23 protein-coding genes are annotated in these 25,375 nt (G+C 68.0%); 17 read left to right on the top strand and 6 right to left on the bottom strand.

Annotation, left to right across the window (positions count from 1 at the left end; genetic code table 11):
• Positions 1-3: 3 nt before the first annotated feature.
• From pgeF to sigJ, 9 genes are all read left to right on the top strand, one after another.
• Positions 4-762 carry a peptidoglycan editing factor PgeF gene (gene pgeF / locus GBRO_RS14970; protein WP_012834737.1) on the top strand — a complete coding sequence of 253 codons (759 nt, stop codon included), beginning with the start codon at positions 4-6 and terminating at the stop codon, positions 760-762.
• 5 nt (positions 763-767) lie between these two features.
• Positions 768-1,547 (top strand): YggS family pyridoxal phosphate-dependent enzyme, encoded by a 780-nt coding sequence (locus GBRO_RS14965; protein ID WP_012834736.1) that lies wholly within the window; start codon positions 768-770, stop codon positions 1,545-1,547.
• Positions 1,548-1,641: 94 nt separating this feature from the next.
• Positions 1,642-2,409, top strand: a complete 768-nt coding sequence (locus GBRO_RS14960) for a cell division protein SepF (RefSeq protein WP_012834735.1) — start codon at positions 1,642-1,644, stop codon at positions 2,407-2,409.
• A 57-nt stretch (positions 2,410-2,466) separates the two neighbouring features.
• Entirely contained in the window at positions 2,467-2,796 is a 330-nt protein-coding gene (locus GBRO_RS14955) for a YggT family protein (protein ID WP_012834734.1), read from the top strand.
• Positions 2,797-3,161: 365 nt separating this feature from the next.
• Positions 3,162-3,992, top strand: coding sequence for a DivIVA-like cell division protein Wag31 (wag31, locus tag GBRO_RS14950; protein WP_012834733.1), 831 nt, complete (start codon positions 3,162-3,164; stop codon positions 3,990-3,992).
• Between the two features lie 39 nt (positions 3,993-4,031).
• The gene (locus tag GBRO_RS14945; protein WP_012834732.1) at positions 4,032-4,823 is read left to right on the top strand and encodes a hypothetical protein; all 792 of its coding nucleotides are present in this window, start codon (positions 4,032-4,034) and stop codon (positions 4,821-4,823) included.
• Between the two features lie 444 nt (positions 4,824-5,267).
• Positions 5,268-8,405 carry an isoleucine--tRNA ligase gene (ileS, locus tag GBRO_RS14940; RefSeq protein WP_052298413.1) on the top strand — a complete coding sequence of 1,046 codons (3,138 nt, stop codon included), beginning with the start codon at positions 5,268-5,270 and terminating at the stop codon, positions 8,403-8,405.
• 133 nt (positions 8,406-8,538) lie between these two features.
• Complete coding sequence (locus GBRO_RS14935; protein WP_012834730.1) at positions 8,539-9,768, top strand: NAD(P)/FAD-dependent oxidoreductase; 1,230 nt, start codon at positions 8,539-8,541, stop codon at positions 9,766-9,768.
• Positions 9,768-10,670: an RNA polymerase sigma factor SigJ gene (gene sigJ / locus GBRO_RS14930; protein ID WP_012834729.1), complete on the top strand. Its 903-nt coding sequence runs from the start codon at positions 9,768-9,770 to the stop codon at positions 10,668-10,670. The genes GBRO_RS14935 and sigJ overlap by 1 nt, the downstream gene beginning before the upstream one ends.
• A gap of 3 nt (positions 10,671-10,673) precedes the next feature.
• On the opposite strand, the gene GBRO_RS14925 is transcribed toward sigJ, so the two are convergent.
• The gene (locus tag GBRO_RS14925; RefSeq protein WP_012834728.1) at positions 10,674-11,366 is read right to left on the bottom strand and encodes a TetR/AcrR family transcriptional regulator; all 693 of its coding nucleotides are present in this window, start codon (positions 11,364-11,366) and stop codon (positions 10,674-10,676) included.
• Positions 11,367-11,476: 110 nt separating this feature from the next.
• Between GBRO_RS14925 and GBRO_RS14920 the strand changes: the two genes are divergently transcribed.
• A complete protein-coding gene (locus tag GBRO_RS14920; protein WP_012834727.1) occupies positions 11,477-11,923 on the top strand; it encodes a nitroreductase/quinone reductase family protein in 447 nt (148 codons plus the stop codon).
• Positions 11,924-12,026: 103 nt separating this feature from the next.
• The gene (locus GBRO_RS14915) at positions 12,027-13,376 is read left to right on the top strand and encodes a DNA polymerase IV (protein ID WP_012834726.1); all 1,350 of its coding nucleotides are present in this window, start codon (positions 12,027-12,029) and stop codon (positions 13,374-13,376) included.
• Between the two features lie 51 nt (positions 13,377-13,427).
• On the opposite strand, the gene GBRO_RS14910 is transcribed toward GBRO_RS14915, so the two are convergent.
• From GBRO_RS14910 to GBRO_RS14900, 3 genes are read right to left on the bottom strand one after another with little or no spacing between them, the layout of a single operon-like run.
• Entirely contained in the window at positions 13,428-13,616 is a 189-nt protein-coding gene (locus GBRO_RS14910) for a hypothetical protein (protein ID WP_012834725.1), read from the bottom strand.
• Positions 13,616-14,368: a hypothetical protein gene (locus GBRO_RS14905; RefSeq protein WP_041919915.1), complete on the bottom strand. Its 753-nt coding sequence runs from the start codon at positions 14,366-14,368 to the stop codon at positions 13,616-13,618. Before GBRO_RS14905 ends, GBRO_RS14910 begins: the two co-directional genes overlap by 1 nt.
• Before the next feature lie 14 nt (positions 14,369-14,382).
• Entirely contained in the window at positions 14,383-15,369 is a 987-nt protein-coding gene (locus GBRO_RS14900) for an asparaginase (RefSeq protein WP_012834723.1), read from the bottom strand.
• A gap of 181 nt (positions 15,370-15,550) precedes the next feature.
• Here GBRO_RS14900 and GBRO_RS14895 point away from each other — a divergent pair, with 181 nt between their 5' ends.
• Positions 15,551-16,084: a hypothetical protein gene (locus GBRO_RS14895; protein ID WP_012834722.1), complete on the top strand. Its 534-nt coding sequence runs from the start codon at positions 15,551-15,553 to the stop codon at positions 16,082-16,084.
• A gap of 140 nt (positions 16,085-16,224) precedes the next feature.
• Here the strand turns inward: GBRO_RS14895 and GBRO_RS14890 are convergent, their stop codons facing one another.
• Positions 16,225-17,166: a hypothetical protein gene (locus tag GBRO_RS14890; RefSeq protein WP_012834721.1), complete on the bottom strand. Its 942-nt coding sequence runs from the start codon at positions 17,164-17,166 to the stop codon at positions 16,225-16,227.
• A gap of 24 nt (positions 17,167-17,190) precedes the next feature.
• Between GBRO_RS14890 and lspA the strand changes: the two genes are divergently transcribed.
• From lspA to GBRO_RS14865, 5 genes are all read left to right on the top strand, one after another.
• A complete protein-coding gene (gene lspA / locus GBRO_RS14885) occupies positions 17,191-17,850 on the top strand; it encodes a signal peptidase II (RefSeq protein WP_012834720.1) in 660 nt (219 codons plus the stop codon).
• On the top strand, positions 17,843-18,769 hold the full coding sequence (locus tag GBRO_RS14880) for an RluA family pseudouridine synthase (protein WP_012834719.1): 927 nt from the start codon (positions 17,843-17,845) through the stop codon (positions 18,767-18,769). Before lspA ends, GBRO_RS14880 begins: the two co-directional genes overlap by 8 nt.
• Positions 18,770-18,821: 52 nt before the next feature.
• Positions 18,822-20,249 (top strand): serine/threonine-protein kinase, encoded by a 1,428-nt coding sequence (locus GBRO_RS14875; RefSeq protein ID WP_041920559.1) that lies wholly within the window; start codon positions 18,822-18,824, stop codon positions 20,247-20,249.
• Between the two features lie 169 nt (positions 20,250-20,418).
• A complete protein-coding gene (gene dnaE / locus GBRO_RS14870; protein WP_012834717.1) occupies positions 20,419-23,961 on the top strand; it encodes a DNA polymerase III subunit alpha in 3,543 nt (1,180 codons plus the stop codon).
• Positions 23,962-24,161: 200 nt separating this feature from the next.
• The gene (locus tag GBRO_RS14865) at positions 24,162-24,440 is read left to right on the top strand and encodes a hypothetical protein (RefSeq protein ID WP_012834716.1); all 279 of its coding nucleotides are present in this window, start codon (positions 24,162-24,164) and stop codon (positions 24,438-24,440) included.
• Here the strand turns inward: GBRO_RS14865 and GBRO_RS14860 are convergent.
• The gene (locus tag GBRO_RS14860; protein ID WP_012834715.1) at positions 24,403-25,368 is read right to left on the bottom strand and encodes an SMP-30/gluconolactonase/LRE family protein; all 966 of its coding nucleotides are present in this window, start codon (positions 25,366-25,368) and stop codon (positions 24,403-24,405) included. The two genes, GBRO_RS14865 and GBRO_RS14860, sit on opposite strands and share 38 nt — an antisense overlap.
• Positions 25,369-25,375: the final 7 nt, after the last annotated feature.

Here is a 25,375-nt window from a genome sequence, read left to right as displayed (position 1 = left end):
GCGATGCGGGTGCGTCGTGTGATCACCACCCGGTCCGGCGGCGTCTCGGCCGCGCCGTACGACTCGTTCAACCTGGGCGATCACGTCGGCGACGACCCGAAAGCCGTCGCGGCCAACCGGATTCGGCTTGCCGAGCAGATCGGCGTCGCACCCGGCTCGGTGGTGTGGATGGAACAGATCCACAGTCGCAACGTCACGGTCGTCGACGAGCCGGTGTCCGCTGCGGTGCCGGCCACCGACGCCCTGGTGACCTCGACCCCGGGGCTCGCGCTCGCCGTACTGTCGGCCGACTGTGTGCCGGTGCTGCTGAGCGACGACGAGGCCGGGGTGATCGCCGGGGTCCACGCGGGGCGGGTCGGGGCCCGGATCGGGATCGTCGGCGAGACGTTGCGGGTGATGGTCGAACTCGGTGCCCGGATCGATCGGATCGGTGCCTTTCTCGGGCCGGCCGCAAGCGGTGAACGCTACGAGGTGCCCGCCGAGATGCAGCGTGACGTTGAAAAGCACCTGCCCGGAAGCGCCTGCCGCACCGTGCAGGGGACTCCCGGGCTGGATCTGCGTGCCGGGTTGCGTCGTCAGCTGCTCGACGCGGGAGTCGCCGCGGTCGCCGTCGACCCGCGCTGCACCATCTCCGACACCGGACTGTACAGTCATCGCCGCGGCGCGCCGACCGGCCGTCTTGCCTCGGTGATCTGGATGGATGCCGACGCCACCGGAGAATCGGGCGGAACCAGGGGCGTCGAGTCCGATTCGGCGGGGTGACGGGCATGAATGATCCCGGCACGGACGGCACCGGCTCGGATTTCTCCGCATCGCGGGATGCGCGGACCACGGAACTGGCGGCTCGCCTGCGTGCGGTGCGGGAGCGCCTCGACGCCGCGGTTGCCGCTGCCCACCGGCCGGCCGGTGCGGTCGAACTGCTGGTGGTGACGAAGTTCTTCCCGGCGGACGACGTGCGTCGACTGATCGGGCTCGGGGTACGCACCTTCGGCGAATCGCGGGAGCCGGAGGCCGGCCGCAAGATCGCCGAGGTCCGCGCGGGTGGCGAGATCACCCCGCCGCCCACCTTCGACATGATCGGCACGGTGCAGACCAAGAAGGCCGGTGGTGTGGCTCGCTGGGCCCGCGCCGTGCACTCCGTCGACCGCCGCAAGCTCGCCGAGCGGCTCGCCGACGCCGCGCAGGCCGCGCTCGACGCCGGCGACCGCGACGATCCGCTCGGAGTGCTGCTGCAGGTGAGCCTGGACGGGGATCCGCACCGCGGCGGGCTCCTCGAAGCCGACCTTGCCGATGTCGCCGACGCCGTGGCCGGGTCGCCGGCGCTGTCTCTGCGTGGGCTGATGGCGATCGCGCCGCTCGCCGGTGAGCGTGCGCACTGGATGGCCGAGCTCGCTCGCATCCACGCGGACTTCACCCGGTCACATCCCGACGCGACCGAGCTCTCCGCCGGAATGTCGGGGGACCTGGAAATCGCCGTGGCACATGGCTCGACATGCGTGCGTGTCGGTACCGCGATCCTGGGAGAGCGGCCGCTACTCTCTCAGTAATCACATTAGTCACAACAGAACCAAGCAGAACACCGACAACTCAAGCAACACCGGGCACGGCAGCGAAGCGGCGTCGTCGACAGGGAGGCCGAATATGACCACGATGCAGAAGTTCAAGGCGTATTTCGGCATGGTGCCGCCGAGCGAGTACGAGGACGATTACCTCGACGAGCCGGCCGGCCCCATGCGCGGTTCGCGAGATCGCGGCTACCGCAACGACGTTCGCGGTGACGACTACTACGGAGACGGTTACGAGCCCGGCTACGGCGAACCTCCGATGCGCGACCTCGGTTACCGCGACGTGGACCTCGCCTACGCCGAGGAGCGTCGCTACGCCGGCTACGACACGGGTTTCGAGCCCGAATACGCCTACGCGGGTGCACGTCCGTCGGTGGAGGCGATGGATCGGGTCCGCGCCGTCGGCGAACTGCGGGGTGCTGATCTGCGCGGCGGCGATCTGCGCGGTGGGGCGCGGCTCGAGCCGCTGCAGCGGACCAGCAGCGCGGCACTGCGGGCGGCCGGTCCGCGTGCGATGAGTGCCGAGCAGCGTGCCGAACTCGAGCGCGTCTTCGCCGACAGTCCGCTGCAGAAGATCACCACGCTGCGGCCTTCGGATTACAGCGAGGCACGCACCATCGGTGAGCGGTTCCGCGACGGCAATCCGGTCATCATGGATCTCGTCGACATGAGCAACGACGACGCCAAGCGTCTCGTCGATTTCGCCGCGGGTCTGGCCTTCGCCTTGCGCGGCTCCTTCGACAAGGTGGCCACCAAGGTCTTCCTCCTCTCGCCGGCGGACGTGGACGTGTCGCCCGAGGATCGGCGCAAGATCGCCGAGACCGGCTTCTACAACCACAGCTGAGCAGCGGATACACCGGCGGATTCGCAGACGACCCGACCTTTCAGGCAATCTTGACCCGTGGCGGTTATCTGGGATGTTCTCTACTTCCTCCTGCTGATCTATTGGTTGCTCCTACTGGCTCGGCTCGTCGTCGAACTGGTGCGGACTTTTGCCCGGGACTGGCGGCCAACCGGAGTCACCGTGGTGATCCTGGAAGTGATCTTCACGACAACGGATCCGCCGATCAAGGCGTTGCGTCGGGTTCTCCCGCCGATCCCGCTGGGGCCGGTACGGCTCGATCTCTCGCTGATGATCGTCATGATCGTGGTGATCATCGCGATGAACGTCGTGTCCGGTCTGCGCAACAGTGCGATGGCCTCTGCGCTGATGGCCGCCGGAGTGATCTGAGCTCGCTCCGCCGAAACCGTTTTCCTGATTTCTCGCAGGCGTAGTCCTTACCCCCGGGACATGCGTGAATGACGTCCGGTACGGACGTACCAGCGTCGTCGGAGAAAACTATTCGCAGGTCACTACCTGTCCGCGGTGGGATGTTCTACCGTTAAATGTCATCATCGAGTGACCGTTTCATTGCGAGAGCGCATCGAAGGACTGCAACGAACGGTTCGGGTGTGACAGGATGGGACGCCAGTTACAGATTTTGACTGGTATGTATGGGTAGTGCAGCCTGGAGAATGGGTCATCGAGATTCCGGCCTCAGGGTGTGCGTCCCACAAACTGAAGACAACGCTCCAAACGACATGAGGGGAACCGACATGCGGCTGACTCCAGCTGATGTGCACAACGTCGCGTTCAGCAAACCGCCTATCGGTAAGCGCGGCTACAACGAGGATGAAGTCGACCAGTTCCTCGACTTTGTCGAGGCGGAGCTGGCCCGCCTGATCGAGGAGAACTCCGATCTCAAACAGCGCGTCGAAGAGCTCGAAGGTGAGCTCGCCGATGCCAAGTCGTCGGGTGGTGCGACCAGCACGACCGACGACCGGACCCAGGCTTTCGCCGTCGCCACCCCCGAGCCGACGCCGGCCCCGGCGCCCGCGGCACCGGCGGCACCCACCGGCGGCGGTGAGCAGGACGACTCGCATGTGCGCGCCGCTCGCGTGCTGGCGCTCGCCCAGGACACCGCCGATCGTCTGACCAGCAGCGCACGCAGCGACGCCGACGCGATGCTGGCCGACGCGCACGCCCGGGCCGACGCCATGGTGTCGGAGGCCCAGACCAAGTCCGACGCGATGCTCGCCGATGCGCGGCAGCGCTCGGAGGCGATCCTCGCCGACGCGCAGACCCGTTCGGAGGCCCAGCTGCGGCAGGCCCAGGAACGTGCCGACGCCCTGCAGAGCGACGCCGAGCGCAAACACTCGGAGATCATGGGCACCATCAACCAGCAGCGTGTGGTTCTCGAGGGCCGTATCGAACAACTCAAGACGTTCGAACGCGAGTACCGCACCCGGCTGAAGACCTACCTGGAATCCCAGCTCGAGGAACTGCAGCAACGCGGCAGCGCGGCGCCCGTCGAGAACGGCCGTCCCGATCCCTCCTTCCAGACGGATCCGGGTAGCGGCGGGTACAGCAGCTACTCGCCGAGCTGAGTACTGCCCCTCGATGCGCAAGCTTAGGCGGCGGGTGACGTGCTGACCCTGGCGCTGGCCGCAACCCTCGTCGGGTTCGTGTTGCTCATCCTCGGCCTGATCACCGGCCAGGTGTGGTTGGCGGTCGCCTGCATCGTGATCTGCCTGATCGGTCTGGCGTTCCTCTTGATCGACGTCATCGGATCGGGCCGGCGTGGCAACTCCCGTTCCATCGAGGACCTCGTTCCGGGAGCCGACGACGCGGACGCCGAGCACGCCGCGGAACCGGTCACCGATCGCGTCGACGCGCCGACCGAGCACCTCGCCGCGCCCGGTGGCGGGAATGGTGTCCCGGACGAGCACACGTCCGGCCCCCGCACCACTGACGGCCACACCACCACGACAGACAGTGGGCGGCATTCCGCGGTGTCGCCGGACACGCCGCCCGAACAGGCGCGCGAAGGTGGACTCGAGGACTACCTGAGATCCGTCGGTGGATCCGAGACGCCCGCCCGGCCGCAACCCGACACCGCCCCGTACCGGACGCCGGCGCCCCCGACGCCGGGGAACACCGGAGGGTGGCGTTCCGGTGATCAGCCGGTTCCTTCCCCCCAGCGTCCATTCGAGCAGGGGCCATCCGAGCAGGGGCCGGGCCGATACGGTCCCGGCGGCTACCAAGCACGTCCCTACCCCCAGCCCGGAAGCGACCCCCGGCCCGGGAGCGACCCCCAGCGCGGGGAGGACCCGCGGGGCGGCCGCACACCCGAGCCGGGCGCGCGTCCCACCGAACCGGAGCGGCCCAAACCGACATTCGATCCGCTCGATCCCAACTGGCGCCCGCCACTGGACTGAGTGGCCTGTGGCGAGCCGGCACCTCGGTCCGCGCGGGTCCGCGTAATCAATTGGCGGTCGTCCACGAACGCTCGCTACACTGAGTACCGCGTTGATCCGGCCATCACCGGGGAGCACCCGGAAGAACGGAAGCCAGGCGCACGATCTCTGCGTCGGGATTCCCAGTAGAACCGGGCGGGTGCGGCCCGACACAGCCGTAGGGCCGCAAGAAGATCTCATGCGACGAGGTCATCCGAACGCGGTTCGTGAGTGGCGTCGGGTGTACCCGGCGCAAGCGGGGTGGTACCGCGCAGGCCTCCGGTGTGCGTCCCCGTGCCGACCAACACTGGCACGAGGAGACCGACCGTGACGGACCCGAACAGCGCATCCCAGGACGGCGCATCCCAGGAGAAGGTAGCCGCGGAGAAGGCACCCCAGACCGGCCGCGTCTACCCCGTCGTCGACATGACGGCCGGCGGTGAGACCGGACGCAGCACCCCGTCGTTCCCGGACGTCGAGCAGCACGTGCTGAGCTACTGGGACGCCGACAACACCTTTGCCGCCTCCATCGAGAACCGGTCCGGCAGCCCGGAGTTCGTCTTCTACGACGGCCCACCGTTCGCCAACGGCCTGCCGCACTACGGTCATCTGCTGACCGGCTACGTCAAAGACGTGGTGCCGCGTTACCAGACCATGCGCGGCAAGAGGGTGGAACGCCGCTTCGGCTGGGACACCCACGGCCTGCCCGCCGAACTCGAGGCCGAACGCCAACTCGGCATCACCGACAAGTCCGAGATCGAGACGATGGGCGTGGAGAAATTCAACGCCTTCTGTCGCGACTCGGTGCTGCGCTACACCGGCGAATGGCGCGACTATGTGACCCGGCAGGCACGCTGGGTGGACTTCGACAACGACTACAAGACCCTGGACATCGACTTCATGGAGTCGGTGATGTGGGCGTTCAAGCGGCTGCACGACAAGGGCCTGATCTATCAGGGCTACCGGGTCCTGCCGTACAGCTGGTACGAACAGACGCCGCTGAGCAACCAGGAGTCCAAACTCGACGACGCCTACCGCATGCGGCAGGACCCGGCAGTCACCGTGCGAATGCCGTTGCGGGCGCCCGGATCACCGCTCGACGGGGTCAACGCGCTGATCTGGACGACCACGCCGTGGACCCTGCCGTCCAACCTGGCCGTTGCCGTGCATCCCGACGTCGAGTACGTGCACGTCGCATCGTCCGACGGTCAGCAGTATCTGCTCGCGAAGGCGCTGCTGGGCAGCTACGCCAAGGAACTCGGTGAGACCGAGGTCCTCGGGAGCTACCGCGGATCGGAGCTCGAAGGTCTTTCCTACACACCGCCGTTCGACTTCTTCGTCGGACATCCGGGCGCCCACCGGGTGCTGTTGGGCGACTACGTGACCACCGAGGACGGCACCGGCATCGTGCACCTCGCTCCCGCCTTCGGTGAGGAGGACATGGAACTCGCGACCGCCAACGGCATCGAGGTGGTGCAGCCGCTCGATCCGGGCGGACGCTTCACCGCGCAGGTCCCGCCGTACGAGGGTCTGATGGTCTTCGACGCCAACCCGGTGATCATCAAGGACCTCAAGGCGGCCGGTCGGGTGCTGCGGCACGAGACCATCGAGCACTCCTATCCGCATTCGTGGCGGTCCGGAAAACCGTTGATCTACATGGCGGTTCCGTCGTGGTTCGTGGCTGTGGGCCCGATCAAGGAGCGGATGCTCGAACTGAACAAGCAGATCACCTGGTCACCCGAACACATCCGCGACGGGCAGTTCGGCAAGTGGCTCGAGGGTGCGCGCGATTGGAATATCAGCCGAAACCGGTTCTGGGGAGCGCCGATCCCGGTGTGGATCTCCGACGACCCGGAGTACCCGCGCGTGGACGTGTACGGATCCCTGGACGAACTCGAACGCGACTTCGGCGTGCGGCCGGACAACCTGCACCGGCCCTACATCGATGAGCTGACCCGGCCCAATCCCGATGACCCGACCGGCAATTCGACGATGCGCCGGGTCCCCGAGGTTCTCGACTGCTGGTTCGAATCCGGGTCGATGCCGTATGCGCAGGTGCATTATCCCTTCGAGAACGCCGACTGGTTCGACGGGGATGACGCCGCGGGCGAATTGCCGCACAATCCAGGCGATTTCATCGTCGAGTACAACGGGCAGACCCGTGGCTGGTTCTACAACTTGCATGTCCTGGCCACTGCGCTGTTCGACCGGCCGGCGTTCAAGAGCGTGATCGCCCACGGCATCGTGCTCGGCGACGACGGCCAGAAGATGTCGAAATCCAAGCGCAACTATCCCGACGTCAACGAGGTCTTCGACCGTGACGGCTCCGACGCGATGCGCTGGTTCCTGATGGCCTCACCGGTGCTGCGCGGCGGCAACCTCGTGGTCACCGAGCGCGGAATCCGTGAGGGCGTGCGGCAGGCGCTGCTGCCGCTGTGGAACGCCTACAGCTTCTTGCAGCTCTACGCCGAGCGTCCGGCCACCTGGCGGACCGATTCGACGCACGTGCTGGATCGCTACATCCTGGCCAAGCTGGCGACCACGCGGGAGACGATGACCGCGGCGCTCGACGTCTACGACATCGCCGGTGCCTGCGAATCGTTCCGCGGCTTCGTCGAGTCCCTGACCAATTGGTATGTGCGACGGTCCCGTTCACGATTCTGGGCAGGGCAGGACACCGATCCGGACGCCTTCGACACGCTGTACACCGTGCTCGAGGTGGCCGCCCGGCTGGCCGCCCCGCTGCTGCCGCTGGCCACCGAGGCGATCTGGCGCGGCCTGACCGGCGAGCGTTCGGTGCATCTGACGGACTGGCCGGCGGCCGACGAACTGCCTGCCGACGCCGAGCTGGTGGCCGCGATGGACGAGGTCCAGCAGGTGTGCTCGACCGCGTCGAGTGTCCGCAAGGCCAACCAGTTGCGGGTGCGACTCCCGTTGTCGCGGTTGACCGTTGCCTCGCCGACCGCTGAGCGGCTGCAGCCGTTCACCGCGCTCATCGCCGACGAGATGAACGTCAAGGAGGTGTCGTTGTCCACTGACACCGCAGCCTACGGACGCTACGAACTCGTGGTGAACGCGCGGGCGGCCGGCCCGCGGCTCGGCAAGGATGTCCAGCGGGTCATCAAGGCGGTCAAGGCCGGCAACTGGTCGGTTCGTGCCGGTGACGACGGTTCCGACGTGGTCAGCGCCGACGGTATCGACCTCGCCGAGGGTGAGTACACGCGCAAACTCGTCGCGGTGGAACCGGATTCGACGGCGGAACTGCCCGGTGGGCGCGGGCTCGTTGTCCTCGACACCACGGTCACCGAGGAACTCGAGGCCGAGGGGTGGGCCAAGGACCGGATTCGCGAACTGCAGGATGCGCGCCGCAACGCCGGACTCGATGTGTCCGACCGCATCGAGGTGCGGCTGTATGTTCCCGACACCCGTCTCGACTGGGCCACCCGGCACGCCGGGCTGATCGCGGGTGAGGTTCTTGCGGTGCGGTTCGAGGTGCTCGCGGACGCCACCGGGGCGATCGAGCTCGGTGACGGGGTCAGCGCGGACCTCACCAAGGTGTCCTGACTGCGCCTACCTGTTGGTTGAGCCCGAGCCGCGTCGAAACCAATGGTGGGCTGACGTCATAGGCGCCACTGTCACATTTCGGCGCGGCGCGGTGTCTCAGGGTTGTCGTCAGACGTCAATCCGAGGAGCAATCATGAACACCACACCGCACAGCGCCGAAGAGCCCACCGCGCCTCGCATCGTCGTGATCGGCGGCGGTTACGCGGGCACGCTGGCGGCCAACCGGCTCGGTGCCGCCGTACGCGCCGGCGCCGCACAGGTGAACCTGGTGAACCCACGGCCGCATTTCGTGCATCGGATTCGGTTGCACCAGTGGGCCACCGGGACCGGCGTCGCCGACGCCGAATACGGCACGGTGCTGGCCGACGACGTACGTCTCGTCGTCGACACCGCGACCCGAATCGATGTCGCGGCGGGCCGTGTCGAACTCGCGTCCGGAGAATCGCTGCCCTATGACCAGCTGATCTACGCCGTCGGCTCGACCGGTCGTGCGCCGGTCACCATCGACGGTGTTGCCGAGCACGGCTTCGTGTTCGGCGACTGGGAAGTGGCACAGGAACTTCGGGGACATCTCGCCACGACGGCGCCGGCCTCGCCGACGACGGTGATCGGCGGCGGTTTCACCGGCATCGAACTGGCCGCCGAACTCGCTGAGGCCGGGCGTACCGTCCGACTGGTGTGCCGCGGACCGCTGGCGCCGGCGTTCGGCACCCGCGCCCGGCGCATCGCGCGCCGGACGCTGCGCCGACTCGGTGTCGAGATCATCGAAGACCATCGTGTGGCGGCGGTTGCGGCCGATACCGTGACCGTTGTGGGACCTGATGGCCGGATGCAGACGCTGCCCAGTGTGACGTCGATCGTCGCCGCCGGATTCGGGGTGCCCGAGCTGGCCGCGGTGAGCGGTCTGCGCACCGATCCGATCGGCCGGCTCCTCGCCGACGAGACGCTGACCAGCATCGATGATCCGCGTATCGTCGGCGCCGGTGATGCGGTGGCGCCCTCGGGTGTGCCCTTCCGGATGAGCTGCCAGGCCGCCACGCAACTCGGTCCGCACGCCGCCGACACGGTCCTCGCCCGGCTCCGCGGCGAAGCGCCCGCGCCGGTCTCGGTCGCCTTCGTCGGGCAGTGCACGTCGCTGGGCCGCCACGGCGCGGTGATCCAGGGCACGCATCGCGACGACACCCCGGCCCGCGTCGTGATCTCCGGACGAACCGGTGCGGCGCTCAAGGAACTGGTGTGCCGCAGCGTCATCTGGAGCCTGCGGATGGAGAAGCGGCGCCCCGGTTCGTCGCCGTCGGTCGGCGGGCAGGAACGTGTACTCGAGGTGCCGGCGGGTAGCACTGCGTCCGAGGGGATCATCTGATGGCCGTCGGAAGCGACGAACACGCCGCGCGATTCGTCGAATTGCGACCTCTGCTGTTCACCATCGCCTACGAGATCCTGGGCTCGGCAACCGAATCCGACGACGTGCTCCAGGACGCGTACCTACGATGGGCCGAGGTCGACCTCGACGAGGTCCGGGAGGATCGGGCCTATCTGGCCAAGGTGGTCACCCGACAGTCGCTGAACGTGGTGCGCGCACGCTCTCGGCGACGGGAGGACTATGTGGGTCCGTGGTTACCCGAGCCGATCCTGCTCGACGAACACGACGCGGCCGCCGATGTGCTGCTCGCGGAATCGGTTTCGACCGCGATGCTGGTGGTCCTGGAAACCCTCGGCCCCGATGAGCGCGCGGTGTTCGTGCTTCGTGAGGTCTTCGGTTTCGGTCACGACGAGATCGCGGAGATGGTCGGGCGCACGGCGACGTCGGTTCGCCAGATCGCCCACCGTGCCCGTGCGCACGTCGCGGCCCGCCGGCCGCGCTTCGAGCCGGTGGACGCGGCCCGCACGGCCGAGATCACCGCGTCGTTCCTGGCGGCTGCCGAATCCGGCGACGTGACAACGCTGATGACGATCCTCGCGCCCGAGGTGCAGTTCGTCGCCGACAGTGACGGCAAGGCGTCCGCGGTCCGGCGGCCGGTGCGCGGTGCACTCGCAGTGGCCCGGCTTCTCGCCGCTTTCACGCAAGTCGGGGCCAAGGTCGACGACCTTCGGGTGGAGTCGGCGATCTTCAACAGCCTGCCCGGACTCCGGGTGTACTTCGACGGTGCGTTGCAGGGCGTCTTCGTCCTCGAGGTCGGCGACGGTGTGGTTCGCAACATCTACGCCATCCGCAACCCCGACAAGCTGATCGGCATCGCGACGCCACGGTCGATCGCGCGGTGACTCTCACCGGTCGACGTCGGCGAGCGCACCGGCGATCTGGGCGTCGAAGAGGAGTTCCGGTGCGGAAAAGGTGTCAGGCCCGTACTGTCCGAACACCTCGAGGCCGATGGCGCCGATCGTCGTCGACCAGAGTGCGGTCGCGACCAGGAGCGCGTCGTCGGAGATGGTCGAGCCGAATTCGGTTCGGATGGCGCCGAAGTCGTCACTGAGCTCGACCGGCACCGGCCTCGCGCGCGGGGTCAACAGGCCGGCCGACTCCGCGCGTGCCAGCTCACCGATCACCATCGCGATCACCCGGGTGCCGGGGCCGACGGTCTGTTCGGCAGGCGCGGCGTACCCGGGGACCGGGCTGCCGTAGAGCAACGCCCAGCGTGGCGGATCGGCCACGGCCCACGCCCGCATCGTCCGGCAGGCCGCGAACAGCCGGTCGTGCGGCCGATCCGGGTCGTGCTCGGTGACGGCGCGTTCCACGGTGTCGGCGAGGTCGCTGTAGGCCTCCACCACCAATGCGGTCAGCAGATCATCACGCGAGGGTACGTACCGGTAGACGGCCGAGGACACCACCCCGAGATCCCGTGCGATCGCCCGCAGCGACAGCCCCGCTGCGCCATGGGTGCTCAGATGCTCGCGGCCGAGCCGCCGGATCCGTGCCTCCATCGTCGCGCGGTTCTCGGCCCGGGTCGTCTTTGCTGCCATGATCGCATTCTCGCACAGAACGAGAGCAGTGCTCTTGATTTTCGGCTCCGAGGGGCGCACACTCAAAACGAGATCAGTGCTCTCGATCATCGGACCTCGGAAGGACAGTCATGAACGACACCCACTACATCCCGCCGGCCACCCCGGACCGGGTCTTCAATCGCGTGGTCGGCTGGCTCGCCGATCACGGCGTGAACCTCGCCGGCGCGCACACCCTCACCGTGGTCGGACGGGTGAGCGGGACGCCCCAGAAGGTGCCGGTCAACCCGCTGCGCTTCGAGGGTGCCGAATACCTCATCGGCATCCGCGGCGAGACGCAGTGGGTGCGCAACGCGCGTGCCGCCGGGACCGTCGAACTTCGGCGCGGTCGGCGTCGACGCACCGTCGCACTGCACGAGGTGGACCCGGCTCAGCGCGTCCCGATCCTGCGGACGTACCTGGCGAAGTGGGGATGGGAGGTCAAACGATTCCTCCCCGAGGGACTGTCGGTCGATGCCGGCGACGACGAACTGGCCGCGCACGCCCATCAGCTACCGGTTTTCGTCATCGCGCGCTGACGCATCGGCAGGTGTGTTCGCGCACGGATTTAGACTGACCGGTGTGTCACCCCAGGATTCGCCGCGGCCGTCGGCCGGTGCGGAGCGCAGTGCGCGCTGGGTGATGCATCTGGACATGGACGCGTTCTTCGCGTCGGTGGAGCAACTCACCCGGCCCACACTCCGGGGCCGACCGGTCCTGGTCGGCGGAACCGGCGGGCGGGGCGTGGTGGCCGGCGCCAGCTACGAGGCACGCGCCTTCGGGGCCGGCTCGGCGATGCCGATGCATCAGGCCCGGCGACTGGTGGGGCCGACGGCGGTGGTTGTTCCGCCCCGCGGCAGCGTCTACCGCGTGGTCAGCTCTCGCATCTTCGCCCTCGTGCGTCGGGCGGTGCCGGTGATCGAGATGCTGTCCTTCGACGAGGCCTTCGCCGAACCCGCCGAACTCGCCGGCGCACCCGCCTCGGCCGCCGCCGACTTCGCCGAGCGCATCCGTGGCATCATCCGCGACGAGGTGGGCCTTGCGGCGTCGGTCGGATTCGGCAGTGGCAAACAGATCGCCAAGATCGCCTCCGGGCAGGCGAAACCCGATGGGGTGATGGTGATCCCGCCGTCGGCCGAACTGGCGTTCCTCCACGAACTTCCGGTGCGCAAGCTGTGGGGGATCGGACCGGTGTCGGGGGACAAGTTGTCCCGCTTGGGAATCGACACCATCGGCGACCTCGCGGCGATGGCACCGGTGGAGGTGTCGTCGGTGCTCGGTGCCACCGTCGGCCCGGCATTGCACCGGCTGGCCCAGGGGATCGACGAGCGGCCGGTGACCGAGCGTGCCTCGGCCAAACAGATCAGCGCCGAATCGACCTTCGCCGCCGACATTGTCGACCTCCCCGAACTGCGGCAGGCGATCGACAAGGCCGCGGCCGATGCGCATCGTCGTCTGCTGGCCGACGGCCGTGGGGCGCGGACGGTGGTGGTGAAGCTGAAGCGCTCGGACATGTCGGTGCTCACCCGATCGGCGACGTTGCCCACGGCGACAACCGATCTCGACGAGCTCGACCGCGCCGCACAGCGTCTCGCCCTCGACCCGCGATCGATCGGGCCCATCAGACTCGTCGGGGTCGGATACTCCGGACTGAGCAGTGTGCAGCAGTACGCGCTGTTCGGCGATCCCGTCGATGATGCGATCGCGCAGTCCGCCGTGGTGTCATCCCGCGACACGTCGGCACCGGATGACGCTGTCGCCGAGGATGTGTCGTCGTCGCGGCTGGTCGCCGGCCGTGACGTGCGCCATCCCGAGTTCGGGCACGGCTGGGTGCAGGGCAGCGGTCACGGTGTGGTCACCGTGCGCTTCGAGACCCGGACCACCGGACCCGGACGTACCCGCACCTTCGCTGTCGACGACCCGTTGCTGACCCTGGCGGATCCCCTCGACAGCCTTGAGTGGCCTGGGGTCGACGCCGATACGAGCCACTAGGGTCTTGGTCTTCGCGCACCAGCTTCAGATGCCGGGTGGCTGGTCAACTCGCTAGCGATAGACCGCGCTCGGGCTCCCCGTGAGGTAGTTTTCCGACGGCTTGCGGTACTCCGACCACGTCGTTCCGTCGAACGTCGTTGAGCACAGCGATCCGTTCTTTCGATAGCCCTGGTAGAAGACGATGAGGCGGTCGTTGCCTTGGTTGTCCGGCGCCACGACCGCCGTGGGACTCTTCGACATCACCCTCGATGAGATGCATTCGTGTCGCCACTTCCCCTTGTGAAGAATCGCCACACATAGGTCGCCGAGTTCATTCTCGTCCTGATAGAACACGTAGAGATCGTCGTCGAAGACGACGGTGCCGGATTGTTCGATGCTCGCACGGACGGGACGGCCTGCTCGCCTTCGACGTCGAAGCCGCGGGCCCTGTTGAAGAACAACTGGTGTTCGTTGCCGTAGCCATCGGCCCGCCCACGGTGGAATATATAGGTCCAGCCGCTGAACACGACTGCGCGCGGGCTACCGGTGATCCCGGTCGATGCGAAACCGCCACTGGTTGTGCTGGCAGGACCGATGAAACGCCGGCCGGCAAGCCAGTATCCGTACTTGGCGTGTTGCTGATAAAAGACGTACACCGCGTTGTCGACGGCGACGGCCCCCGGCGATCCTGTCATGACCTCGGTGTCGATGCGGGTGTCCTCGGAATAGATCGCGCCGAGTCCGCCGCTACGCGAGGTCACCCAGAGGTCGCCGTGATTGTCTTTGTCCTCGTGGAAGACGAGAATGCCCTCGTTCGACACCACCGGGGCCGGGTCGGAGCACAGTCCCACGTATCCTTCTTCATTGCGGCCCGAGTAGGTTCTGACCGCAACTCCGTCCTCGCACAGGCGGTTGGCGAGGTCACCAGGACCACGGTGTAGGACGACTACCGGCATGTGCAGCTTCTTTCGGTCGCAGGTGACGAGCCGGGTCAGTGCATGAACGACGAGCACTGGCGCAGATCATGTCACACACCTGAATCCGACGAGCCCGTGTCGGTGGGAGTGTCTGCGCCACTGAAGAATTCGACGATCCCCGATGCGGGTTCCCCCGCCGTCAGCAATGCCACGAGTGTCATCCGTGCCTGCGGGGCACGCAGCCACGGGGAGACGACGGCGCCGGCGCGTTCGAGGTCGACGCCACCACCGCCGCCCCCATAGGTCGGCCGGACCTCGCCGTAGGGCACTCGAGACGTGATGACCACGACCACGCCGTGTTGGACCGCGAGACTCACCTCGGCGGTGATGTCGGGCTGGGAGTTTCCCGAACCCGTTGCGGCCAAGACGATTCCGGCCGCATTCTGGGCGACGGCCGCGGCGATCAGCCCAGGCGAGACGCCGGGATAGAGGGTGAAGGCGTCAACGCGGGCGAACCGGCCGGCCGGTACCGGGCCGGACAGTGTCGGCCGGGGCAGATCGTCGCGGACGGTGTCGAACGCCAGGGATCGCGTCGTCGAGACCTTGAAGGTGCCGCGCGCCGGGAGGACCCGGCCGCCGAGCGCGATGAGGACCCCACGTCCGCGCATCGCCGGGTCGGACGCGACCGAGAGTGCCGCGGCCATGTTGGCCGGACCGTCGGAGTCCGGATGGTCGGCGGGGAACTGGGCGCCGGTGAAGACGACCGGACGTTCGTCGACGGCGTAAAGGTCGGCGAGGAAGGCGGTTTCTTCCATCGTGTCGGTGCCGTGGGTGACGACGACACCGTCGACCGCCGGGTCGGCCAACGCGTCGGCGACAGCGGCGACGACGGCGAACTGATCGCGCACGCGCATGGCAGACGAGTCCACCGACATCAGGTCGACGGTGGACACCATGGGCCCGTCGGCCGTCCCGGCGGGGACGGAGCCGAGCAGGTCGTCGGCGCTCAGAATCGGGACGGCACCGTCGGCTGTGGCCTGAGCGGCGATGGTGCCGCCGGTGCTGATCAGGACGACGTGTGCGTTGTCGGTCACCATGGGAGTCCATTCTGGCCGACCAGATGTCCGGCGGCCGCATCGTCGGGCTGCTTTGTTGGGCACCCCGGCACGATTTGGCATAGTGGTGTGGGCTCTCGCCGAGGTTGTGCAGCGACTCGGCCGCCCGCAGACAACACAGTGAGGGAGATCGTTGAAGTTACCGAAGCTCGTAAGCGCGACCATGATCGCGGCTGCCCTGTTGACGGTCGCGGCCTGTGGCAGCGACGACAATGACAGCCCGCCGGTACCGTCCGTCGCGGCCACGTCTGCCAACGGCAGCGGCACCAGCGCTGCTGACCAGCGCACCGACGGCAGCAAGCCCCCCACCGCCCAGACGATCGAGGCCATGATCAACGAGGCCCTCGATCCCAACGTGCCGAACGCGCAGAAGGTTCTGCTCGTCGAGGGCGCCGAGCGTGACCCGGACATCTTCGACAAGCTGGTGCAGGCCAAGGAAGAGAACCAGGGCATCAGCTACGCGGTGACCAACCCGCCGATCCGTCAGGGTCCCAACAAGGCCCGCGTGACGGTGCAGGTGACCAGCGAGGGCAACCCGCCGACGCCGGTCGAGGCGACCATCGTCTACCAGCAGGGTCGATGGAAGCTGTCGAACGCGACGGTTTGCACGCTGCTCTCCGCCTATCAGGTCGAGAGCCCGATGTGCCCGGGTAGCACGACCTCGTCCCGCAAGAGCAGCACCCGGCCGTCGAACTGATCTCCGGATCGGTATCCCGACCACAACCGCGGCCCGGCGTTCACTGCGAACGCCGGGCCGCGGTCGTCGGTTCCGTCGGTGGAAACCGGTCAACGGATTCGGGCGCACGGCAGGCTCGAGTGGTCGACGCGGTGGCGGGATCACCGCCAGGACAGGGTAAACCCGGTCTGCTGTAGCAGCGGCCGCGAGGCGTCCGCGCCGACGAGTTCCCGCGCCCCGCGATAGGTCGCCTCGCCACCGACCGGTAGGCCGCGGGTGAGGTCCATGATCACCGTCCCGGACCCGGTGAAGCTGTAGCGCGCGATGGTCAGCGTCTGATTGCCGCCGGGAATCGCGAACACCGAGTTCACCGGTGTCTCGTCGGCGGTGTAGGTGATCGTCACCCGGTTACCCGTCCAGGCGGTGATCCGTGCCTCGATGGTCTGGGTGACGGTGGCGGCCGCACTGACGACTCGTTGGACGCGCCACGTGGCGCCGACGCCGACCGGTTCGGTGGGCATCGGTACCGAGCGGGTCAACGCGCCGATGAGGGCCTGCTCGACGGCCAGCCGGGCTTCGGAACCGGCATCGTCGTCGGGCATCAGACGCAGCGAGATCGGGGCAAGACCCGGTGCGATCGCCATCCCCGCGCGGCTGCCGTCGATGGCGGCGAGTTGTCCGTCGAGTGCCGGATCGGGCGAGGTGGTGGTTCCGAGGTCCATCTCCAGGTCGGTGGGGTCGGTGCACGCGAACCGTGCGGTCATCGACAGGTCGACGGTTTGCGCCTCGGTGGTGCCTCGCGAGGCCACTGTCGACGTGGTCACCACCGTCGCCCGCTGGGCGGCGGCCAGATCGGGTGCCGCGGCGGGCGCCCGGCGTGGCTCGGTGCCATGCCCGGTGACGGTGACCTTCGCGGGTGGGATCGGGATCAGGTTGACCCCCTCGCGACCGGAGGTGTTCTCGGTGGCACACTCGGCGTCGGCCGACGATGATGCGGCGCCGTCGTCGGCACTGTCGCCGCAGCCGGCGACGAGGACGATCGCGGCGATCGCCGGGGCGAGCGTGGTGATCAGACGGGAGCTCGGGCGGCGGCTGGGGGACACGGCAGCCAGCGTATTGCACGAGTCATGGATGATGAGGGGGTGGATGACGCTGCACCCGACACCCCTGATCGCGTGGAATCCGACCGTGACGGAACCACTCCCGTCCGGCGCCGCTCGACGCGCGTGATGCTGACGTTGCTGGGCATCGCGGTGATCGTCGTCGGCCTGGATCTGCTGACCAAGATGCTCGCCGTCGCGCTCCTCGATCCCGGCGTCGGGGTCAACGTGATCGGCGACGCCGTGCAGCTGTACCTGGTCCGCAACAGCGGCGCGGCATTCTCGATGGCCTCGGGATACACCTGGATCCTGTCGTGCATCGCGTTGGTCGTGGTCGTCGTCATCGTCCGCTACAGCGGCCGGTTGCGCTCGGCGTGGTGGGTCCTGGGACTCGGCATGGTGCTCGGAGGCGCGATCGGCAACCTGGTGGACCGGATCTTCCGCGCGCCCCAACCGCTGCAGGGCCACGTCGTCGATTTCGTCAAGGTCGGCTGGTGGCCGGTCTTCAACGTCGCCGACTCCGCCGTGGTGTGCGGCGCGATCCTGCTGGTCGTCCTCTCCCTGCTCGGCTACGACTACGACGGCAGCCGCACCGGCTGGGCCGCGCGGCGCGACCACCACGACGCGCCCGCCGACGATGCCACCGACGAGGTACAGCCGCGCACCGAAGGGGGTTCTCATGCGTGAGTCGCGCATGCTGCCGGTACCCGACGGACTCGACGGCATGCGCCTCGACGCCGCGCTGGCCCGGATGCTGGGACTCTCGCGGACCGTGGTGGCCGGGCTCGCCGACGACGGCGACGTGACCGTCGACGGTGTGGCCGTGGGCAAGTCCCACCGCCTCGCGGCCGGGGCGTTGCTGCACGTGACGTTGCCCGAGCCGGAACGTCCGCTGCAGGTCGAGCCCACCCCCGTCGAGGATCTCGACGTGATCTACCACGACTCCGACATCATCGTCGTCGACAAGCCGGTCGGGGTGGCGGCGCATCCGTCGCTCGGCTGGAGCGGACCCACGGTGCTCGGCGCCCTCGACGCCGCCGGCTACCGGATCTCGACGTCGGGCGCGCCGGAACGGCAGGGCATCGTGTCGCGCCTGGACGTGGGAACCTCCGGTGTGATGGTCGTCGCGGTCTCCGAGCGGGCCTACAGCGTGCTGAAGCGGGCATTCAAACAGCGGACCGTGGACAAGGGCTATCACGCCCTGGTGCAGGGCCACCTCGACCCGCCGACGGGCACGATCGACGCACCCATCGGCCGCCATCCCGGAAGCGACTGGCGGTTCGCGGTGACCGCGAACGGCAAACCGAGCATCACCCACTACGAGACCCTCGAGATGTTCGCTGCCGCCTCCTTGCTCGACATCCATCTGGAAACCGGTCGGACACACCAGATCCGCGTCCATTTCGCCGCTCTGCACCACCCGTGTTGCGGTGACCCGACCTATGGCGGCGACCCGGTGCTGGCCAAGCGGCTCGGCCTCGACCGGCAGTGGCTGCACGCGCGGTCGCTGGGCTTCGCACACCCGGCCGACGGACGCCGCGTCGAGTTCACCAGTCCCTACCCGCACGACCTGCAACACGCACTCGACGTGCTGCGGGAGACCTGACCGGCCCGGCGATCGGCACGAAACGCCGCGCGTCTCTCGGTAGCCTGTGAAGGTGCTCGAACCGGGAACGTCTGTCGCCGGGTACCGCATCGAGCGGGTCCTCGGCAGCGGAGGCATGGGTTCGGTCTATCTCGCCCGGCATCCGGAACTCCCGCGATCGGATGCCCTGAAGGTGCTCAACGCGTCCGGTGGGGCAGCCGATGAGCAGTTCCGCAAGCGGTTCCTGCGGGAAGCGGAGGTCGCCGCGACCCTCGATCACCCGAACATCGTCACCATCTACAACCGTGGGCGGGCCGAAGCGCCCCCGGGACACTCGTCGGGCAGCAACGACCTGCTCTGGATCGCGATGCAGTACGTCGCCGGGACCGACGCCGCCCGGGAGGTGGACGCGCGGGGACGGCTCTCGCCGCGGCGGGTCGCGCGGATCGTGACCGAGATCGCGCGCGGCCTCGACCACGCACACCGACACGGTCTGCTGCACCGCGACATCAAGCCGGCCAACATCCTGTTGTCCAAGGTGTCCGACGACGTCGGCGCGACCGGCCTCGACGAGCAGCGGGTGGTGCTGACCGACTTCGGTGTCGCCAAGATCACCGACGAGGTCGAGGGACTCACCTCGGTCGGCACGGTGCTCGCCACCCTGTCCTATGCCTCCCCGGAACAACTGTCGGGTGAACGTCTCGACGGTCGGACCGACCAGTATTCGTTGGCCGCCACGGCGTTTCACCTGATGGCCGGCCGGGTCCCCTTCGACGACCGGGACACCGCCGCGATCATCGCCGCCCACCTCGACACCCCGGTACCCAAGGTGTCCGGGGTGATCGGCGACGTCCCGCCCACCGTCGACGCGGTTATCGCCCGGGCGATGGCGAAATCCGCGGCCGACCGCTTCGGCACGTGCCGCGAGTTCGCCGCCGCGCTGAGTGTGGCGGTCCACACCCGTCCCGCCGTCCGGCGGCCCGTCCACTCCGCGGGCCCGCCGGGCCGGATTGCCCCGCCGCGCCACCGTCCGGCCGGCCCTCCCGGCGCCCCACCGCGGCCCCCGGGACCGGTGCCCGCGCCGCATCCTCCGCCCCGTTCGTCGTCGCCGGCGCCGCCACCGGCGCGACGACCCGCCCCGGGGCCCCAGGGTCGTCCCGATCAGGCCGCCTGGGCTCGCACCCAGGTCTCCCCGCATCCGTCGAACCCGACGCCGCGCAGGCAGACCGACGATCTCCCGCGCGCCGCGCCGCCCGGGCGGGGCCGGTCCGGGCCGTCGGGTCCGCTGCGGCGACCCCCGGCGGCGAGCGGACCCGCTGCGGTTGTTCCCAGGTCGGTGAATCCGCCGGGCGGACCGTCGGGTCCGATCGGTCGGCGGCCACCGGCCGACCAGCCAGTTCCACTGACCTCGGGCGGGGTCAACCCGGTCGTGATAGTCGGCGTCGTCGGGGTGATCCTGCTGCTCCTCGTGACCGCGATCGTGCTCGGGGTGGCGCTCTGAGATGTGTCCCCGTTGCCACCCGCGCCCGTCCGTCGCGTCACATCTGTCACTGCCCGGGGCGCCTGCACAGCGCTGTCGGTAGGAGCGAATACAGTGGATCGCGACTTACCCCGACCACTCTCATCGACTGATCCACCGACTTCCACCGCTAGGTAGCTGAAGAGGCGCTGTGACCGATTCGTTTGTCCATCTGCACAACCACACCGAGTACTCGATGCTCGACGGTGCCGCCAAGGTGGCGCCGCTGTTCGCGGAGGCCAAACGGCTGGGCATGACCGCCATCGGCATGACCGACCACGGAAACATGTTCGGCGCCAGTGAGTTCTACAACACGGCAGTCAAGAACGACATCAAGCCGATCATCGGCATCGAGGCCTACGTCGCGCCGGCGTCGCGCTTCGAGACCAAGCGCGTCACGTGGGGTACCCGCGATCAGAAGGACGACGACGTCTCGGGTAGCGGCGCCTACACCCACATGACCATGGTGGCCGAGAACGCCACCGGTCTGCGCAACCTGTTCAAGCTGTCGTCGCTGGCCTCCATCGAAGGACAGCTCGGCAAGTGGGCGCGCATGGACGCCGACATCATCGCCGAATACGCCGAGGGCATCATCGCGACCACCGGCTGTCCGTCCGGCGAGGTCCAGACCCGCCTGCGCCTCGGGCATGAGCGTGAGGCGCTCGAGGCGGCGGCCAAATGGCAGGAGATCTTCGGCAAGGAGAACTTCTACCTCGAACTCATGGAGCACGGCCTCGAGATCGAGCGGCGGGTCCGCGACGGGCTGCTCGAGGTCGGCCGCAAGCTCGGCATCAAACCGTTGGTGACCAACGACTGCCACTACGTAACCAAGGATCACGCCAAGAGCCACGAGGCGCTGCTGTGCGTACAGACCGGTAAGACCCTCTCCGACCCGACCCGCTTCAAGTTCGACGGCGACGGTTACTACCTGAAGTCCGCCGCCGAGATGCGCGAGCTGTGGGATTCGGTGGTTCCGGGCGCCTGCGACAACACCCTGGAGATCGGCGAACGGGTCCAGAGCTACGCCGACGTCTTCACCCACCGCGACCGTATGCCGGTCTTCCCGGTGCCCGAAGGCGAATCCCAGCAGACGTGGTTGCGCAAAGAGGTCGCCAAGGGTCTCGCCGAACGCCGCTTCGCGGGCGCCGAGGTGCCGCGGGAGTATCAGGAGCGCGCGAACTATGAGCTCGACGTCATCATCCAGATGGGGTTCCCGGCCTACTTCCTGGTGGTCGGCGACCTCATCCGGCACGCCCAGGAGGTCGGCATCCGCGTCGGACCGGGCCGTGGATCGGCGGCCGGGTCCCTGGTCGCGTGGGCGTTGGGCATCACCAACATCGACCCCATCCCGCACGGACTGCTATTTGAGCGGTTCCTCAACCCCGAACGCGTCTCGATGCCCGACATCGACATCGACTTCGACGATCGTCGGCGCGGTGAGATGGTGCGCTACGCCACCGACCGGTGGGGCAGCGACAAGGTCGCCCAGGTCATCACCTTCGGCACCATCAAGACCAAGGCTGCCATCAAGGACTCCGCCCGGGTGCAGTTCGGGCAGCCCGGCTTCTCCATCGCCGACCGGATCACCAAGGCGCTGCCGCCGCCCATCATGGCCAAGGACATCCCGGTCTGGGGCATCACCGATCCGGATCACGAACGGTTCAACGAGGCCGCCGAGGTCCGCTCGCTCATCGAGACCGATCCCGACGTCAAGAAGATCTACGACACCGCACTGGGCCTGGAAGGCCTGATCCGCAACGCCGGTGTGCACGCGTGTGCGGTGATCATGTCCTCGGAGCCGCTCACCGACGCCATCCCGGTGTGGCGGCGCGCCCAGGACGGCGCCATCATCACCGGCTGGGATTACCCGTCCTGTGAGGCCATCGGCCTGTTGAAGATGGACTTCCTGGGGTTGCGCAACCTCACCGTCATCGGTGACGCCATCGAGAACATCAAGATCAACCGCGGCTTCGATCTCGACCTCGACGACGCCCCGCTCGACGACCCCAAGACCTACGAGCTGCTCGCCCGAGGTGACACGCTGGGCGTGTTCCAGCTCGACGGCGGGGCCATGCGCGAACTCCTGAAACGCATGCAGCCCACCGGATTCGAGGACATCGTCGCCGTCCTCGCGCTCTATCGGCCGGGTCCGATGGGCATGAACGCCCACAACGATTACGCCGACCGCAAGAACGGTCGCCAAGAGGTCAAACCGATCCATCCGGAATTGGCCGAGCCGCTCAAGGAGATTCTCGCCGACACCTACGGTCTGATCGTCTACCAAGAGCAGATCATGCAGATCGCGCAGAAGGTGGCCGGGTACTCACTCGGCCGAGCCGACATCCTGCGCCGCGCGATGGGCAAGAAGAAGGCCGAGGTCCTCGCCGCCGAATTCGAGGGGTTCGAGGCGGGCATGAAGGCCAACGGGTTCTCCGGGCCGGCCATCAAGGCGCTCTGGGACACGATCCTCCCGTTCGCCGGATACGCGTTCAACAAGTCCCACGCCGCCGGCTATGGGCTCGTCTCGTTCTGGACGGCCTACCTCAAGGCGAATTATCCCGCCGAGTACATGGCCGGGCTGCTCACCTCCGTCGGCGACGACAAGGACAAGGCCGCAATCTATCTCGCCGACTGCCGCAAGCTCGGCATCACGGTGCTACCACCCGACGTCAACGAGTCCCAGCGCAACTTCGCGGCCGTCGGCACCGACATCCGCTTCGGCCTGGCCGCCATCCGCAACGTCGGCAGCGGGGTGGTCTCCTCGATCCTGGCCGCGCGCGAGGAGAAGGGAAAGTTCACCAGCTTCTCGGACTATCTCGGCAAGATCGACGTCACCGCCTGCAACAAGAAGGTGACGGAATCGCTGATCAAGGCCGGTGCCTTCGACTCGCTGGCGCATCCGCGCAAGGGTCTGTTCCTGGTTCACGGTGAGGCCGTCGAATCGGTGCTCGGCACCAAGAAGGCCGAGGCCATCGGACAATTCGATCTGTTCGGCGATGCGGGCGGAGCCGACGACACCATGGCCGAGGTCTTCGCGGTCAAGGTGCCCGACGAGGAGTGGGACACCAAACACAAACTCGCCATCGAGCGAGAGATGTTGGGGCTCTACGTGTCCGGGCATCCGCTCAGTGGCGTCGAACACGCGATCGCCGCACACACCGACACCTCGATCACCACCCTGCTCGAAGGCAACATCGCCGACGGCGCCCAGATCACCATCGGCGGCATCATCTCGTCGGTGACGCGCCGGGTGAACAAGAAGGGCGAACCGTGGGCGGCGGTCACCCTCGAGGACATGGTCGGTGGTGTGGAGGTGTACTTCTTCCCGCGTGCTTTCGCCGCCTACGGGATGGACATCGTCGCCGACAACATCGTGCTCATCAAGGCGCGGGTCAACCTGCGCGACGATTCGATGATGATCTCGGCCAACGACCTCGCCGTTCCCGATCTGTCGTCGGCGGGCGCCACCAAACCCGTCGCCCTCACCCTGTCCGCGCGGTTGTGTACACCCGACCGGGTCCAGGCCCTCAAGCAGGTACTCACCCGGCATCCCGGGAGCGCGGATGTGCACGTCACGCTGGTCAGTGATGAACGGCAGACGCAACTTCGGCTCACGGAGTCACTGCGGGTGACGCCGTCGTCGGCGCTGATGGGTGACCTCAAGGCACTGCTCGGCCCGAGCTGTCTGGGCTGAGTACGCCGGTCGGCCGGGGACCCCGGCCGACCTCATCGAACCCTGTCACAAGCTGCTCGCGACGCTGCGGCGTGGCGTCGATCCATCGAACTGACCCCAGGTCACCCGGCGTGCGCGGTGAAGTGTTCGGCTCACCGAACTTTTCGTTTCGACATGGTACGGTGTTGGTATCAGGCAGCCCCCTGATAAGGAGATGGCAGATGACCACGCTGATCGAGATCGTGCACGGCCCCACGCACCACACCGAGCGCACCTCGCGCACCGTTGACGTTGCGGGTGTCGCCTGGCCGGTGTACAAGCTGTACGCGGTGATCGGTGGTCTGCTCGCGGGACTCGGGGCCCTGCTCATCACCGGTTCCGGTCAGATCACCATGTGGGTCACCGCTGTCGCAGTGCTGACCGTCTGGTGGGGTGGCCGGATGCTGGCTCCAGCTCTGCGCGCTACCTCCCCGGGAACGCCGCCGTCGCTCCACGGCTGAATCCGGCCGGGATCTCATAGATCCGCCCGTCGAAGCCCGCCCGGAAGAGTCGTCCCGTGGAGAATCCGCGATCACCGCGGCCGTAGCTGACGACACTGGACAGCGGCATACCCGAGGCGAGGACGCAGTAGCGGCCGGGTGAGGTCAACCGGACCACTTCGCCGGCCGCGTTGAACGGCACGATCGGGCGGCCCTGCGCATCGAGGGTCAGCCCGTCGGGAGTTGCGTTGCCACCCACCGACAGCAGACTCTGCACCACTCGGGGATTGGTGGTCGAGATGCGGCTGACACCGGGGTTGACGAACGTGCGCGACACGTAGAGCCATTGGTCGTCGCGACTGAGCACCGCACCATTGGCGCTGGGCAGCACACCCCAGGCGGCGTTCACGAATCCGTTGGGACTGACCCGACCGATGAGATTGCCGAAGTCGTTGGTGGCGTACACGTTTCCGCGGGCCGACACATCCATGCCGTTGGCCGCCGACAGTCCGCCCACCCACGGCCGGATGGCGCGGGTGGTCACGTTGAGTCGCGCGATCCCGGCATGGCGGATCACGTCGCCGACGATGACCCGGGGGTCGGCGCCGTAGCCGACGAGGAGCACACCGTCGGGGGTCCAGGCCAGCGCGCCGGCCCCACTCCCGCCGGGGACCCGCGCGATCGGTACCGCCGGCGCACCCGGACGGGTGAGCCGGAACACCTGACCGCTGATCAGGTCGGTGGCATAGAGCCGTCCCGAGGCGTCCACGGTGAGACCCTCGAGGGCCGCGCCGGGAACCGACCCGACCAGCCGTGGGGCCGTCGCACCCGCACAGGGCGCAGCCGAGGCGGGCGACGAGACGACAGCGGTGGCGAGTCCTGCGGTGAGGGCGGCACCGGCGAGGACAGCGGCGGTGCGGGCGAGGAGTGATCTGGGCTGGTGTGTCATGGCACTC

This window comes from Gordonia bronchialis DSM 43247, assembly GCF_000024785.1.
Classification (GTDB): domain Bacteria; phylum Actinomycetota; class Actinomycetes; order Mycobacteriales; family Mycobacteriaceae; genus Gordonia; species Gordonia bronchialis.
The sequence above is the reverse complement of the archived record's forward strand: the minus strand, read 5'-3'. Positions and strand labels throughout refer to the sequence as shown.

What these genes read in the sequence shown, in the direction of transcription:
- pgeF (WP_012834737.1), top strand. Translation starts at nt 4, where the DNA reads ATGCGGGTGCGTCGTGTGATCACCACCCGGTCCGGCGGCGTCTCGGCC.
- GBRO_RS14965 (WP_012834736.1), top strand. Translation starts at nt 768, where the DNA reads ATGAATGATCCCGGCACGGACGGCACCGGCTCGGATTTCTCCGCATCG.
- GBRO_RS14960 (WP_012834735.1), top strand. Translation starts at nt 1,642, where the DNA reads ATGACCACGATGCAGAAGTTCAAGGCGTATTTCGGCATGGTGCCGCCG.
- wag31 (WP_012834733.1), top strand. Translation starts at nt 3,162, where the DNA reads ATGCGGCTGACTCCAGCTGATGTGCACAACGTCGCGTTCAGCAAACCG.
- ileS (WP_052298413.1), top strand. Translation starts at nt 5,268, where the DNA reads ATGACGGCCGGCGGTGAGACCGGACGCAGCACCCCGTCGTTCCCGGAC.
- GBRO_RS14935 (WP_012834730.1), top strand. Translation starts at nt 8,539, where the DNA reads ATGAACACCACACCGCACAGCGCCGAAGAGCCCACCGCGCCTCGCATC.
- sigJ (WP_012834729.1), top strand. Translation starts at nt 9,768, where the DNA reads ATGGCCGTCGGAAGCGACGAACACGCCGCGCGATTCGTCGAATTGCGA.
- GBRO_RS14925 (WP_012834728.1), bottom strand. Translation starts at nt 11,366, where the DNA reads ATGGCAGCAAAGACGACCCGGGCCGAGAACCGCGCGACGATGGAGGCA.
- GBRO_RS14920 (WP_012834727.1), top strand. Translation starts at nt 11,477, where the DNA reads ATGAACGACACCCACTACATCCCGCCGGCCACCCCGGACCGGGTCTTC.
- GBRO_RS14915 (WP_012834726.1), top strand. Translation starts at nt 12,027, where the DNA reads ATGCATCTGGACATGGACGCGTTCTTCGCGTCGGTGGAGCAACTCACC.
- GBRO_RS14910 (WP_012834725.1), bottom strand. Translation starts at nt 13,616, where the DNA reads ATGTCGAAGAGTCCCACGGCGGTCGTGGCGCCGGACAACCAAGGCAAC.
- GBRO_RS14900 (WP_012834723.1), bottom strand. Translation starts at nt 15,369, where the DNA reads ATGGTGACCGACAACGCACACGTCGTCCTGATCAGCACCGGCGGCACC.
- GBRO_RS14895 (WP_012834722.1), top strand. Translation starts at nt 15,551, where the DNA reads ATGATCGCGGCTGCCCTGTTGACGGTCGCGGCCTGTGGCAGCGACGAC.
- lspA (WP_012834720.1), top strand. Translation starts at nt 17,191, where the DNA reads ATGGATGATGAGGGGGTGGATGACGCTGCACCCGACACCCCTGATCGC.
- GBRO_RS14880 (WP_012834719.1), top strand. Translation starts at nt 17,843, where the DNA reads ATGCGTGAGTCGCGCATGCTGCCGGTACCCGACGGACTCGACGGCATG.
- GBRO_RS14865 (WP_012834716.1), top strand. Translation starts at nt 24,162, where the DNA reads ATGACCACGCTGATCGAGATCGTGCACGGCCCCACGCACCACACCGAG.
- GBRO_RS14860 (WP_012834715.1), bottom strand. Translation starts at nt 25,368, where the DNA reads ATGACACACCAGCCCAGATCACTCCTCGCCCGCACCGCCGCTGTCCTC.